Origin of the sequence: Planotetraspora thailandica, from assembly GCF_016863335.1 — a bacterium.
Classification (GTDB): Bacteria; Actinomycetota; Actinomycetes; order Streptosporangiales; family Streptosporangiaceae; genus Planotetraspora; species Planotetraspora thailandica.
This window is the reverse complement of the sequence record NZ_BOOR01000058.1, coordinates 19,533-33,572: the sequence shown is the minus strand read 5'-3', so window position 1 is coordinate 33,572 and position 14,040 is coordinate 19,533. Positions and strand designations below refer to the sequence as shown.

Sequence of the window (14,040 nt, the reverse complement as noted above, 5' to 3'; positions counted from 1 at the left end):
GGCACCGCCTACACCTACACCGTCAGAGCCAGGGACGCCGCCGGCAACCTGTCCGCGAACAGCGCCTCGGTCACCGGCACCACCCAGACCACCGGAGGCGGCGGGGGCGGCGGCAACAAGCTGCTCGGCTACTTCGCCGAGTGGGGCGTCTACGGCCGGCAGTACTTCGTGAAGAACATCGAGACCAGCGGCTCGGCGGCCAAGCTCACCCACATCAACTACGCCTTCGGCAACGTGACCAACGGCCAGTGCGCCATCGGCGACGCCTACGCCGACTACGACATGGCCTACACCACTGCCAACAGCGTGGACGGCAAGGCCGACACCTGGGACGCGGGCGTGCTGCGCGGCAGCTTCGGGCAGTTGCGCAAGCTGAAGGCCCTGCACCCCAACCTCAAGATCCTCTGGTCGTTCGGCGGCTGGACCTGGTCGGGCGGTTTCGCGCAGGCCGCGGCCAACCCGACCGCCTTCGCCAACTCCTGCTACAACCTGGTCGAGGACCCGCGCTGGGCCGACGTGTTCGACGGCATCGACATCGACTGGGAGTACCCGAACGCCTGTGGCCTCAGCTGCGACTCCAGCGGCGCGGCGGCGTTCAAGAACCTGATGCAGGCGCTGCGCAACCGGTTCGGGTCCAACTACCTGGTCACCGCCGCCATCACGGCCGACGGCACCTCCGGCGGCAAGATCGACGCGGCCGACTACGGCGGCGCGTCGCAGTACGTCGACTGGTACAACGTCATGACCTACGACTACTTCGGAGCCTTCGCGGCGCAGGGTCCGACCGCCCCGCACTCGCCGCTGACGTCCTACAGCGGCATCCCCACGCCCGGCTTCGACTCCGACACGGCCATCCAGAAGCTCAAGAGCAAGGGCGTGCCGGCGAGCAAGCTCCTGCTCGGCATCGGCTTCTACGGCCGGGGCTGGACCGGGGTCACCCAGGCCGCGCCGGGCGGCACCGCGACGGCCGCCGCGCCCGGCACGTACGAGGCGGGCATCGAGGACTACAAGGTCCTCAAGAACACCTGCCCGGCGACCGGCACCGCGGGCGGCACCGCCTACGCCAAGTGCGGCAGCAACTGGTGGAGCTACGACACCCCTGCCACCATCGGCGGCAAGATGACGTACTCCAAGAATCAGGGCCTCGGCGGCTCCTTCTTCTGGGAGCTCAGCGGCGACACCACGAACGGTGAGCTCATCACGGCCATGAAGAACGGCCTGGGCTGACCTATCCGACGTGGACCTGAGGCCGGGCCCGGAGATCGGGCTCGGCCTTCCTGATGACCTCACGGGTGAGCGGCGGCACGTCCCCGCCGCCGAAGAAGAGGTAGCGCAGCAGCGCGCCGACCGGGTTGCCCTCGGCCCAGTGGAAGTACACGTGCGGCCGCTTGCCCGTCACGTCCCTCAGGTGCAGCAGAATCGCCGCGATGGTGTTGGCGACGGCGGGGCTGCGCACGGTCAGCACCTGGTAGCCGTGCCGTGTCTCCCCCTTGACCAGCACGTCCGTCTCGAACTCCGAGGCGTCGCCGAGGGTGACCTCCAGGAAGATCATGGCCTCGTCGTCGGGCAGGTGGTGGTACTCCCTGGTCTCCGTGTCCTTCTCGGCGTATTCGGCCGAGTCGCGCGCGTCCGGCTCGTTGGCGATCAGGCGGAGCGGGCCCGGGGTCTCCGTGACGATCCGCTTGGCCTCCTCGTCCAGCTCGACCCCGGTGACCCGCAGCTCCGTGGACCGGGTGGCCCGGGAGATCAGCGAGGTCACGACGATGGCGACGACGAAGCCGGCGGCGATGCTCAGCCCGTCGGGCCGCTCCCTCATGTTCTCCACCGCGGCGTAGGCGACGACGAGGGAGATCAGGCCGAATGCCGCCGCCGTGCCCCGCCTTCCCGACCGGAAGGCGGTGAGCGTGACCGCGACGGCCGCCGAAAGGATCAGCACCAGCACCCCTGTGGCGTACGCGCCGCCCTGGGCCTCCACCTGCGCGCCGAACAGGATCGTGATGCCGAAGGCGATGGCGGTGAAGACCAGCACGAGCGGGCGCACGGCCCTGGTCCAGTCGGGGGCCATGCCGTACCGGGGCAGGTAGCGGGGCACGATGTTGAGCAGGCCGGTGAGCGCGGAGGCGCCGGCGAACCAGAGGATCGCGATCGTGCTCAGGTCGTAGACGGTGCCGAAACCGTCGCCGAGGTAGCTGTGGGCCAGGTAGGCGAGCGCGCGGCCGGAGGCCTTGCCTCCCTCGTCGAACTCCGCGGCGGGGATGAGCACGGTCGTCGCCACGCTGCTGGCGATCAGGAAGACGCTCATGATGAGCGCGGCGGTCGTCAGGAGCTTGCGGGCACCCGCGACGCGTTCGCGCAGATCTCCCTTGATCTGCGGCATGACCGCCACACCGGTCTCGAAGCCGGACAGGCCGAGCGCCAGTTTGGGCAGCACGAGCAGCGACATCGCGATCATCGCGATCGGGCTGGAGTGGTCGGCGGTCAGCGCGTGCCGCCAGTCGGCGACCAGGCCGGGATGCGTCGCGACCTGCCACAGGGCCACGCCGACGACCACCACGTTGAGCAGGAGATAGACGGCGACGAGCACGACGGCCAGGCCGATCGCCTCACTGAAGCCGCGCAGGAAGATGGCGCCGAGCAGCGCGATGAGCAGCAGCGTGATGACGACCTCGTGCCCGTCGAGGAAGGAGGGCACGAAGGGGTTCTCCAGGATGTGCGCCGTGGCGTCGGACGCCGACAGCGTGATCGTGAAGATGAACGCGGTGGCGACGAATCCGAGGAGCACGAGCACGAGCAGCTTGCCCCACCAGCGCGGCAGCAGCCCTTCGAGCATCGCGATCGAACCCATGCCGTGCGGGCTCGCCCCGGCGACGGCCCGGTAGGTCGGCAGCGCCCCGAACAGGGTGAGCAGCACCAGCAGCGCGGTGGCGATCGGCGACAGCGCCCCGGCGGCGACCGCGGCGATGCCCGGCTGGTAGCCGAGGGTGGAGAAGTAGTCGACGCCGGTGAGGCACATGACACGCCACCAGGTGTGCTGGTGGCTCGGGTCGCTCTCATGTTGTCCGGCGGCCCGGCGCTCCCGCTGCAGGCCTTCGAGGAGCCAGGCTCGCATCGTCCCGGACGCCTCCCGCTGTGCGGACGTGGTCAACCCGGCTCACTCTCCTTCGGGTGGTCGATCGGCAGGGAGACCATATTGATGCATTCTTGACGCGCCGTCTGCCCACGGCTCGCGGACGCGGTGAGAGCGCATCCGCGATCCGGCAGAATGAGTCCCTCCCGGAAGAAAGCGATCAGCATCGTGACGACCTCCATTCAGCAGCGGATCGCCGACGAGCTCGGTGTGCGAGAGAGCCAGGTGACCGCGGCCGTCGACCTGCTCGACGACGGGGCGACGGTTCCGTTCATCGCCCGCTACCGCAAGGAAGTGACGGGCATGCTCGACGACGCGCAGTTGCGCACACTCGAAGAGCGCCTGCGCTACCTGCGGGAGCTGGAGGAGCGCCGCGCCGCCATCCTCGAGTCCATCCGGTCGCAGGGCAAGCTCGACGACGCGCTTGAGGCGCAGATCCTGGCCGCCGACTCCAAGGCCCGCCTGGAGGACATCTACCTGCCCTTCAAGCCCAAGCGGCGGACGAAGGCGCAGATCGCGAAGGAGGCCGGGCTCGAGCCGCTGGCCGACGCCCTGCTCACCGACCCCTCGCTCGACCCCGCCGCCACGGCCGGGCCGTACGTCGGGGAGGGGGTCGCCGACGCCGCCGCCGCGCTGGAGGGGGCCCGGGCGATCCTGGTCGAGCGGTTCTCCGAGGACGCCGACCTGATCGGCGACCTGCGGGAGCGCATGTGGGGGCGGGGCCGGATGGTCGCCGCGGTCCGGGAGGGCAAGGAGGAGGCCGGGGCCAAGTTCTCCGACTACTTCGACTTCGCCGAGCCGTTCACCAAGCTGCCCTCGCACCGCATCCTCGCGATGTTCCGGGGTGAGAAGGAGGAGGTGCTCTCGCTCACGCTCGACCCCGACGCTGAGGAGCCGAACGGCTACGAGCTGCGGATCGCGAGCCGGTTCGGCGTCTCCGACCAGGGCCGCCCGGCCGACAAGTGGCTGAGCGACACGGTGCGCTGGGCCTGGCGCACGCGCATCCTGGTGCACCTCGGCATCGATCTGCGGACCCGCCTGTGGCAGGCCGCCGAGGAGGAGGCCGTGCGGGTGTTCGCGGCCAACCTGCGCGACCTGCTGCTGGCCGCCCCGGCGGGCACGCGGTCCACGATGGGCCTGGACCCGGGCCTGCGCACGGGCGTGAAGGTCGCCGTGGTCGACGCGACGGGCAAGGTCGTCGCCACCGAGACGATCTACCCGCACGAGCCGAAGCGGCAGTGGGACCAGTCCCTGGCGGTGCTCGGACGCCTGGCCCTCGAACACGGGGTGGAGCTGGTCGCGATCGGGAACGGCACGGCCTCCCGCGAGACCGACAAGCTCGCGGGCGAGCTCGTCAAGCTCGTCCCGGGGCTCACCAAGATCGTGGTTTCCGAGGCGGGGGCGTCGGTCTACTCCGCGTCCGCGTACGCCTCGCAGGAGCTGCCCGGGCTCGACGTGTCGCTGCGCGGGGCCGTGTCGATCGCGCGCCGCCTGCAGGACCCGCTCGCCGAGCTCGTCAAGATCGACCCGAAGTCGATCGGCGTCGGGCAGTACCAGCACGACCTGTCGGAGATCAAGCTGTCCCGCTCGCTCGACGCGGTGGTCGAGGACTGCGTGAACGGCGTCGGCGTCGACGTCAACACCGCCTCGGTGCCGCTGCTGACCCGGGTGTCGGGCATCGGCTCCACCCTGGCGGAGAACATCGTGGCGCACCGCGACGCCAACGGTCCCTTCCGTTCGCGGCGCTCCCTGAAGGACGTGGCGCGGCTCGGGCCGAAGGCGTTCGAGCAGTGCGCGGGCTTCCTGCGCATCCCCGGCGGCGACGACCCGCTGGACGCCTCCAGCGTGCACCCGGAGGCCTATCCGGTGGTCCGGCGCATCCTGGAGTCGACGCAGGGCGAGCTGCGCACGCTCATCGGCAACACGGCGGTGCTGCGCGCGATCAAGCCGGCCGCGTTCGTCGACGACACCTTCGGGCTGCCGACCGTCACCGACATCCTCAAGGAGCTGGAGAAGCCGGGCCGCGACCCCCGGCCCGCGTTCAAGACCGCGACCTTCAAGGAGGGCGTGGAGAAGATCTCCGACCTGGCATCCGGCATGATCCTGGAGGGCGTGGTCACCAACGTCGCGGCATTCGGCGCGTTCGTCGACGTCGGCGTGCACCAGGACGGGCTCGTCCACGTTTCTGCGATGTCGAACACCTTCGTCAAGGACCCGCGTGACGTCGTCAAGCCCGGCGACGTGGTGCGGGTGAAGGTGCTCGACGTCGACATCCCGCGCAAGCGCATCTCCCTCACGCTCCGGCTCGAGGACGAGGTGGCGGCAGGGCGGCCGGAGCGGGACGGCGACCAGGGCCGCCAGAGCGGCAGGCCCCGGCAGAACGCAGGCGGAGGACAGAACCGCGCCAACCAGAACAGGGGCGGCCAGAACCGGGGCGGCGGGCAGCGCCAGGGCGGCTCCGCCGGGGGCGGCGGCGCGATGGCCGAGGCCCTGCGCCGCGCCGGACTGGCCGACCCCGGCTCAGGCGGGTCGTCGGGGCGCGGCCGCTGAGCTCCCGGGGTCCTGTGGTTGCCGCCGCGTGACCGTGCGGGGGCCCGCACCGAAGGCGTCCGCGCACAGCTGGGCGAACCAGGCGATCCCGGGGAGCAGCAGGATCCAGCCCACCAGGGCCCAGCCGAGGTGGAGGTGCCCCGCGGTGTGCGCGAACGCGGCGACGCCCTGCGCGCGCACCCCGTCGGACCGTTCGTAGGTCATGCGGCGGATGCCGTGCGGATGGTCCTCGGCGGCGGTAATGCGCAGGGCCACGGGGCGGCGCCGGGTGATCCACCGGCCGAGAGAGCGGCACTGCCCGCATCCCTCCGCGACGTAGAGGGTCGCGGGTGGCGTCGAGGGATACGGGCGAAACCTCGGCCACCATGGTCGCACCCGGGCGCGGTAGGCCGTCCACGCCTCCCCGTGCCGGGTGGCTAGCTGCTCCCCCTCGTGCCAGGCGGCCAGGCCCGCGCCGTAGGTGACGGCGGCGACCGCCGCGGCGAGGAACCGCACGTCGAGGGCGCCGAGCAGCAGGAAGCTCCCGGCCATCGACGCCTGCATGGGGTTGCGCACGTAGGCGTAGGGCCCGCCGGTCACCAGACGGCGCGGCGGGTCGTACGGCAGCGGCGTGCCGCCCGCCGACGCGAACTCCCGCACGGCGGCCAGGCCGAGCGTCATCGGGACCGCCAGAAGCTGCGCGTACAACCCGATGACCCACGCCGGCTGCCGCCACACGCCGGTGAGCGCCACCGGCAGGCCCAGCATCAGGCCTCCGGCGAGCACGACCTGCGCCACGGCCCGCCACGGAAGACGCCGGTCGTCGCGGGTCCATCGCGCCAGCAGGAGGCCCGGGACGAGGGCGACGGCGACCGCGAGGGCTTCGCCGTACAGCCAGCCGGGTCCGAGCCGCACCACGGGGGCGGCGAGCGGCATCAGCGCGAGGTCGGCCCAGGCGAGCACGGCGGCGGTCAGGGGCAGGGGGAGGCGCCTGGCGGCGTGGGCGGGCAGCGCGCCCCACAGCAGTGCCCAGCCGATGAGCAGGTCCACGGGCGTCCCTGCGACGACGGCCCCGTCCGCGTGGAAGGTCCACCATCCGGCGGACAGGGCGACCGCGTTGACCGCCGCGAGGGCGAGAAGGTTCCACGCCGAGGCGACGATCATGGCGGCGACGTCCCGGCCGGACGGCCACCGTACGGCCAGGGCGAGCCAGAGCGCGGCGACGGGGCCCAGCAGGGCCAGCGCCCGGATGAGGGCGATCATGAGGTGAAGGTGGCGGCGAGGTAGCCGGCCGCCTCCGACAGCGCGTACCGCTGGAGCGGGCCGAAATACCATCCGGGCCCGAAGGTGCGGCGGTAGCGCAGCGTCACCTCCAGGCGTTCGCCCTGCCAGCGGAACTCTGCCTCGCGCAGGTCGAGCCAGCGGGCCAGCGTCGTGTCCTCCGTCACGGCGAACACGACGCGCTGGGGGGCGCGCGCGCTGACCCGCAGCGTCATGGAGCGCGGCTCCGGCGGCGCCCCGATGCCTAGGGGCCGGCGCGGCGTGAACGTGATCTTCCGGGTGTCGCCGATCTCGAGGCCCTGGCCGTCCGAGGCGAGCGGCCGGGGGAAACCCGCTTTGAGAAACGGCGAGTCGAACGGGCGGAAGACCGGGATGCGCGCGAGCGCGCCCTCGATGTCGGCGCCCGGCGCCGCGACCCGGGTCGCGCTCACCTCCTCGGGCGGCGGCGTGGACGAGCCGCCCTGTAAGGCCAGGGCGAGGACGAGCGGGATGGCCACCAGCGCGTGTTCCCGCCCCCTCCCCCTGGCCGCCCAGTCCAGGACTCCTCCGATGAGGAAGCCGATGAAGTAGAAGATCGGCGCCGCCATGAGCAGGCAGACGATGCCCTCGTTGAGCAGCGGCCCCGCGATGGCGAGCCCGATGGTGATCACCGACATGACCAGGCCCGTCGCGCTCTTCGGGCGGGCGGTCAGCGCCACAGTGAGGGCGATGACCGCCGGGATGCCCACATAGAACAGCGCGGTCTGCTCCAGGTGCCCGGCGTGCAGCACGCGGTAGAGCAGCAGCGCGGCGAATAGACCGGCGAGCACCGCGGCGAGGAGCAGTCGTGCGCTCCTCTGGTGGTCGGGATCCATCGGTACCCCCAACGGTATTGAGCGATCGATTTAATCGACTGATTAAACCGTATGATGAAGGCATCGCCGGCCGTCATGTCAAGAGGGAGTCGCCATGACCGGGAAGCAGCAACCGGGCGCGGAGACGCGCGACCGGCTCATCGACGCCGCGGCCGAGACGCTGCGCAGCGAGGGGTACGCCGGGACCAGCGCGCGGACGATCGCGCGGGCGGCCGGGGTCAACTCGGCGCTGGTCTTCTACCACTTCGGCGGCGTCGACCCCCTGCTGCTCGCCGCCCTCGACCGGTCCTCCGAGCAGCGCATGAGCGCCTACCGGGAGGCGGTGGCGGGCGCGGGGACTCTCGAGGAGCTCGTCGAGGTCGCGACCGCCATCTATCGCGCCGACATCGAGGGCGGCCACATCACGCTCTTCTCCGAGCTCGTCGGTGCGAGCATCGCGCGCCCCGAGCTGCGCAAGGAGATCGTCCAACGGGCCGAGCCGTGGATCGAGTTCGTCGAGCACACCCTCGACCGGGTCATCGGCGGATCTCCGCTGGCCAAGCTCCTGCCGCCCCGCGACCTGGCCTATGCGGCCATCACCTTCTACCTGGGCGTGAACCTCTTCACCCATCTCGACACCGACAACACCCGCACCGAGGCGTTGTTCTCGCTGGCGGGGCGGGTCGCGCCCCGGGCGAGGCTGCTGACCCTGCGCCTGCCCCGCCGCCGCTGAAGCCCGTGCCCGGAGCACAGGGCCGATTGTCTAGGCTGTTCGGACCATCCCCGGTCCCCGCAAGGAGCGTGTTCTATGGCAGTTCGACATGGCTGACGGGCGGATGTGGCGTCTGGCCGCCGGAGCGCTGGCGCTCGGCGCCGCCGGATACGCGCTGCGCGGAGTGCCGGCCGCCCTCGGGGGGCGGCCGGCGGGCGAACGCGGCCGGCGGGTGCGGCGTTCACCCCAGTTCCGCGACGGCGCGTTCAGGAACAGGACGCCGAGCCCGATCCTGCCGCCCGGCACCACCCAGCGGGTGGCGCGCGAGCTGGCCTTCGGCAAGCAGCGGCGTGCGCCCCGCCTGCCCGTTCCCCTGGTCACGCCGTCCGCCACGGCCCTCAGCGACCTGGACGTGATCTGGTACGGCCACTCGTCCGCGCTGGTGGACATCGAGGGCCGCCGCGTGCTGTTCGACCCGGTCTGGAGCGAGCGCAGCTCACCGTCGACGCTGGTGGGCCCGCGCCGGCTGCACCCGGTGCCCGTACCGCTCTGGGAGGTGCCGCGGGTCGACGCGGTCGTGATCTCCCACGACCACTACGACCACCTCGACATGGAGACCGTGCGGAACCTCACCGCCACGTGCTCGGCACCCTTCCTCGTGCCCCTCGGCGTCGGCGCCCACCTGGAGCGGTGGAACGTGCCGTCGTCGCGGATCATCGAGCTCGACTGGAACGAGGAGGCCACGGTCGAAGGCCTGCGTTTCGTCGCGACGCCCGCCCAGCACTTCTCGGGCCGCACGCTGACCCGCAACCAGACCCTGTGGACCTCGTGGGTGGTGGCCGGCGAGCGCCGCAGGGTCTTCTACACCGGCGACTCGGGCTATTTCGACGGCTATGCGGCCGTCGGCGAGGAGCACGGGCCGTTCGACCTGTCGCTCATCCAGATCGGCGCGTACAGCCCCGCGTGGCCCGACATCCACATGACGCCGGAGGAGGCGATCCTCGCCCACCTCGACCTGCGGGCGGGGGTGCTGCTGCCCGTGCACTGGGGCACGTTCAACCTCTCCTACCACGCGTGGAGCGACCCGGTCGACCGGCTGTGGAAGGAGGCCAAGGCCCGCGACGTACGGCTGGTGGTGCCGCGGCCGGGCGAGCGCGTCAGCGTCGGCGACCCGCCGGCGGTCGACGGCTGGTGGCAGACGATCGCCTAGCAGTGCGCCCGGGCCGGGCGAAGGCTCAGTCGGAGAGGGTGGCGACGAGCGGGGCGTGGTCGGAGTCGGCCGCGTCCCGCCGCGCCCCCGGCTGGTCGCCGACGGACGGCAGCCCGTGGCCGACCAGGGCGTGCACCGCCTCGACCCGGCCGAGGACGGCGCGGCTGACGAGGATGTGGTCGATCAGCTCCACCCTGTCGTGGTAGACGCGGGAGTACCGCTCGCCGTCGGGCAGCAGCGGTGCCAGGTTCCACAACCGCCACGCGTCCCCCCGGTCGGGCCGCCGCTCCCCCCGCGTGCCGATCTCCGAACCGGGCGGCCCGAGCATGATCTGCGTGGTCGCCGCCTCCGGCTCGTCGTTGAGGTCGCCCAGCACGACGACCTCGCGTGTCTCCCCCGCACCGTCGAGCAGCCGGTCGGCCAGGCCGCGCACGGTGACGGCCTCCGCGCTGCGCCGGTACAGGGCGTACGCGCCGAACCTGGCCCGCTCGCCCTCGTCGCGCGGCTGGAACCGCTTGCCGGGGAAGCTCAGCAGTTTCGACTTGAGATGGCACACGACCACGGCGAGGTGCCGGCCGGGGCCCGGTTCGACGCGTACGGCGAGCACGCCCCGGCTGGTCTGGAACGTGGCCGCCCCGCTGTCGTCGGCCTGGACGGCGGTCAGCGGGTGGGAGAACGCCGTGAGGTCCTGCAGCACGGTGAGGGGCAGCCTGCTGAGAAAGCCGACGCGGATGCCGCGGGAGTCTCCGTGGCGCGAGAGCCGTACGTGCCATCCGCCGCCGAGGAGGGCGGCGAGGTCGTCGAGGGCTGCGGGGTCGCCCACCTCCTGGACGCCCAGCACGTCGGGCCCCATCTGGGTGATGGTGGCGCACAGCGCCTTGAGCTTGGCCTCGTAGGCCGGCATGTCGCGCGGGCCGTATTCGCCCCCGGGACGGTAGAGATTCTCAAGGTTCCACGTGCCGACAACGGTCATGGCCGCCACCCGAGGTGTGAGGAATGTTCCGTATATTTCGGGGTCTGAATCACTATGGTCCGTTCCATTGTCTTTGGCGAGCTTTTTCCGTGACCTGACCTTGGGTGTGCTCGGCGCGGGATTCTCGTAGTCTTCGCACTGATAAGCACAGACACGAAGGATCTCCCCTATGGCACAAGCAGGGTCGTGGGTCGTCGTCGGCCTGGACAACGGCGGCACCAGCAACAACGCGACGGTTCTCGACGCCTCGGGGAGGTTCCTCGTCGACCGGCTGGTCGAGGTGCCCAGCCTCGTGCGGCAGGGCCCCGAGGTGGCCGTCGAACAGCTTGTGCTCGCCCTGCAGAACGTGCTCGACGTCACCGGCACGCCGATGGAACTGGTGCGCGGCATCGGGCTGGACACCCCCGGCCCGGCCAGCGCCGACGGGGTGATCTCCTCCAAGGGCGCGACGAACTTCGTCGACCCCGGCTGGTACGGCTACGACTTCCGCGGGGCCCTGGAGGCCCGGCTGGGCCTGCCCGTGGTCTACAACAACGACGGCAACGCCGCCGCCCTCTACGCCCACCACGTGCACTTCGGCGAGCGGGCGTGGGAGCACTCGTCGGTCTCGGCCATCGTGGGCACCGGCCTCGGCGGTGGCGTGGTCGTGGCGGGCCAGGTGGTGAAGGGGGCCGCGGGAATGGCCGGCGAGCTCGGCCACGTCCACATCCCGCTCCACGGGCTGCTGGAGGACGGGCAGCCGCTGCCCGCGTGCAACTGCGGGTTCTACGGCGACGTGGAGAGTGTCGCCTCCCTGACCGGCATCGAGAAGAACCTGCTCCCCTACTGGTTGTCCCGGTTCCCCGACCACGAGCTGGCCAAAGTGGAGCCCGCCGGGAAGGCGGCCAAGCTGCTGCGCGGCTACGCCGAGAACGGCGACGAGCTCGCCCTCGCGATCTTCGAGCAGCAGGCCAAGGCCATCGGCAGGCTGTTCACCATCGCGGCCAACTTCACCGACCCCAGCGCCTACTTCATCGGGGGCGGCGTGGTCGAGGCGGCGCCGCATTTCCGCGAGTGGTTCCTCGGCAAGGTGCGCGAGCACACCCTCCTGCGCGACGAGCAGCGGGAGGTCGCCACGGTCGCTCTGGTGGAGGACCTCGACATGGCGGGGGCGCGCGGCGCCGCCCTGGCCGCGCTCAGCGAGATCGTCGGCCGCTGACCCCGGCCCGCGCCCACCGGCCCCTCGCGCCCACCGCCCGGGGCCGGCTCAGACCGGCGGCTCGGGGTCGTACTGCATCGTGCGCCTCACCTGCCGGGCACGATCGGCCCCCGCCAGCCGTACGACCAGGTGCAGCGCCATGTCGATGCCCGCGGACACGCCGGCGGACGTGACGATGTCGCCGTCGTCCACATAGCGCTCGTCACGACGCACGTCGATGGTCGGGTCGAGCCTCGCCAGGTGCTCGAGACTGCCCCAGTGCGTGGTCGCCGGACGGCCCGCCAGCAACCCCGCGGCGGCGAACACCAGTGAGCCGGTGCAGACGCTGGCCATGATGGGCACCTGGTCGCGCTGCAGGCGCAACCACGCCAGGCGGCTCTCGTCCTCAAGATGGGCCCGGGTGCCCCGCCCGCCGGGATAGACGAGCACATCAAGCCGCCCCACGTCCCCGAACCCGCGGTCGGCGTGCACCGTCAAGCCCTTGGACGCGCGGATGGGACCGGCCTCGGCGGCGAAGGTGACGAGTTCCGTCTCGCTGCTCTGGTTCGCCCAGACGCCGAACATCTCCCAGGGCCCCACCGCGTCGAGTTCTTCCACTCCGTCGAACAACAGGATGCCGATACGTGTCATGGCCTCTGCTCCTCCGCGTGCCGTCGTGCGCCTGCAACATGATTTGCCACACGCACCGATGAGACAAAAGGTCCTTTATGGGGAATATCCCGAAAGCGAGCGATACGGGGGAGAGTGCTCCTGCAAAAGTGAGCAAATATCCGTTATCAGCACCTGAAACCGGACCTGACTCGATGGAAGATAGAACGGTCGTTTTGGACTCGTGGACCTCACGAGCAGCTCGACCACGGCCCCGCCATCGCGCCGGGGGTTTCGCACTCGGGGGAGGAACCATGACCGTGACCACGACACGTGCCTCACGCACACGAACGTCCGGAGGTCGCTCGACGGGCACCGCCGTGATGAAGAAGGACTCGGGCCGCCGGCTCAACCTGAACCTGCCCTTCATGAGCATCCAGGTCCGGCCGCCGGACCTGCGGATGCCGCACATGGACATGCCGCACATCAGCCGCCGCGAAGTCGGCCAGGCCGTCGACGTGGCGCGCACGTTCCTGCCGCCCGCAGAGCGCATGGCCTACTACGGCGGCCTCGGGGCGCTCGCCGTCCTCGGGCTCATCGAATGGCCGGTCGCCGCCGCCATCGGTGCCGGCACCATCATCGCCCAGCGCGGCCGTATACAGGAGCGCTGGTCACCGATGCGCGCACAGCGGCGAGCAGCGCCCACCAGGCGTACGGCCGAGCGCATGGAAGAGGGCGAGGGCGAGGCCGCCCCGCGCAGGACCACGGCACGAAAGACCACTGCCCGGACTCCCGCCCGCCGCACCACGACCCGGCGCGCGACGACCGCACGGACCGCTGCGGGACGCACCACGACCGGACGCGCCACGACCGGACGCGCCACGACCGGACGCGCGGCAGCGGGCCGCGCCACAACCGGACGCGCCGCCGCAGGCCGCGCCACAACCGGACGCGCCGCCGCAGGTCGCACCACAACCGGACGCGCCGCCGCAGGCCGCGCCACGACCGGACGCGCCGCCGCAGGTCGCACCACAACCGGACGCGCGGCTGCGGGACGCACCACGACGCGGCGTGCGACGACCGCACGGACGGCCGCGGGACGCGCCACCACGGGACGCACCACGACCGGCCGGACCACCACGGGACGGACGACGGCAGGCCGCACCACCGCCGGCCGGACCACCACGGGACGCACCACCGCGCGGAGCACCGCGCGCCGCCCGGCGACGAGCCGCTCGACCACGGGACGCTCCACCACCCGGCGTACGAGCACGGCCCGGACCTCGGCGGCCCGGACGTCAGCCGCTCGGACCTCGGCGGCGCGGACTGCGGGGGCGCGGGCTTCGGCGGCGAAGCGGACGACGGCACGCATTCCCGCTGCCACCGCGAAGGCCGCAGGGAAGTCCGTGAAGAAGGCCGCCGGCAAAGCCGTGACCGCCATGTGAGCGCGGGCGCGGGCACCGGCTGACGGGATCTCGTGACCTGGCCACGCCGTACGGCCTGGCCATGGTGACGTATCGCCACATCCGGGCACGTTGAGTGACCGGATGTGCCCGTTCTGTGCCCGCAGCCGCGCCTTGGCGCTCGAT

The 14,040-nt window shown here is 71.7% G+C and carries 11 protein-coding genes; 6 read left to right on the top strand and 5 right to left on the bottom strand.

Features of this window, described 5'->3' with window-relative positions; translation table 11 throughout:
• Positions 1 to 1,227 (top strand): glycoside hydrolase family 18 protein (locus Pth03_RS31770; protein ID WP_203948125.1); only part of this gene is annotated, 1,227 nt, incomplete at its 5' end.
• A gap of 1 nt (position 1,228) precedes the next feature.
• Here Pth03_RS31770 and Pth03_RS31765 read toward each other — a convergent pair.
• Positions 1,229 to 3,145: an amino acid transporter gene (locus tag Pth03_RS31765; protein ID WP_239119513.1), complete on the bottom strand. Its 1,917-nt coding sequence runs from the start codon at positions 3,143 to 3,145 to the stop codon at positions 1,229 to 1,231.
• Positions 3,146 to 3,295: 150 nt separating this feature from the next.
• Here Pth03_RS31765 and Pth03_RS31760 point away from each other — a divergent pair, with 150 nt between their 5' ends.
• Positions 3,296 to 5,677, top strand: a complete 2,382-nt coding sequence (locus Pth03_RS31760) for a Tex family protein (protein ID WP_275413255.1) — start codon at positions 3,296 to 3,298, stop codon at positions 5,675 to 5,677.
• On the opposite strand, the gene Pth03_RS31755 is transcribed toward Pth03_RS31760, so the two are convergent.
• On the bottom strand, positions 5,648 to 6,919 hold the full coding sequence (locus Pth03_RS31755) for an isoprenylcysteine carboxylmethyltransferase family protein (protein WP_203948123.1): 1,272 nt from the start codon (positions 6,917 to 6,919) through the stop codon (positions 5,648 to 5,650). The two genes, Pth03_RS31760 and Pth03_RS31755, sit on opposite strands and share 30 nt — an antisense overlap.
• The gene (locus tag Pth03_RS31750) at positions 6,916 to 7,791 is read right to left on the bottom strand and encodes a hypothetical protein (protein WP_203948122.1); all 876 of its coding nucleotides are present in this window, start codon (positions 7,789 to 7,791) and stop codon (positions 6,916 to 6,918) included. Before Pth03_RS31750 ends, Pth03_RS31755 begins: the two co-directional genes overlap by 4 nt.
• 94 nt (positions 7,792 to 7,885) lie before the next feature.
• Between Pth03_RS31750 and Pth03_RS31745 the strand changes: the two genes are divergently transcribed.
• Together Pth03_RS31745 and Pth03_RS31740 are read left to right on the top strand one after the other, a co-directional pair.
• Positions 7,886 to 8,503 (top strand): TetR/AcrR family transcriptional regulator, encoded by a 618-nt coding sequence (locus tag Pth03_RS31745; RefSeq protein WP_203948121.1) that lies wholly within the window; start codon positions 7,886 to 7,888, stop codon positions 8,501 to 8,503.
• An 88-nt stretch (positions 8,504 to 8,591) separates the two neighbouring features.
• Positions 8,592 to 9,692: an MBL fold metallo-hydrolase gene (locus Pth03_RS31740; RefSeq protein WP_203948120.1), complete on the top strand. Its 1,101-nt coding sequence runs from the start codon at positions 8,592 to 8,594 to the stop codon at positions 9,690 to 9,692.
• Positions 9,693 to 9,717: 25 nt separating this feature from the next.
• Here Pth03_RS31740 and Pth03_RS31735 read toward each other — a convergent pair whose 3' ends face one another.
• Complete coding sequence (locus Pth03_RS31735) at positions 9,718 to 10,665, bottom strand: endonuclease/exonuclease/phosphatase family protein (RefSeq protein ID WP_203948119.1); 948 nt, start codon at positions 10,663 to 10,665, stop codon at positions 9,718 to 9,720.
• A 169-nt stretch (positions 10,666 to 10,834) separates the two neighbouring features.
• On the opposite strand from Pth03_RS31735, the gene Pth03_RS31730 reads away from it, so the two are divergent.
• Positions 10,835 to 11,863 carry an ROK family protein gene (locus Pth03_RS31730; RefSeq protein WP_203948118.1) on the top strand — a complete coding sequence of 343 codons (1,029 nt, stop codon included), beginning with the start codon at positions 10,835 to 10,837 and terminating at the stop codon, positions 11,861 to 11,863.
• Positions 11,864 to 11,911: 48 nt separating this feature from the next.
• Here the strand turns inward: Pth03_RS31730 and Pth03_RS31725 are convergent, their stop codons facing one another.
• A complete protein-coding gene (locus tag Pth03_RS31725; protein WP_203948117.1) occupies positions 11,912 to 12,493 on the bottom strand; it encodes a DJ-1/PfpI family protein in 582 nt (193 codons plus the stop codon).
• A 278-nt stretch (positions 12,494 to 12,771) separates the two neighbouring features.
• Here Pth03_RS31725 and Pth03_RS31720 point away from each other — a divergent pair, with 278 nt between their 5' ends.
• A complete protein-coding gene (locus tag Pth03_RS31720; RefSeq protein WP_203948116.1) occupies positions 12,772 to 13,896 on the top strand; it encodes a hypothetical protein in 1,125 nt (374 codons plus the stop codon).
• Positions 13,897 to 14,040: the final 144 nt, after the last annotated feature.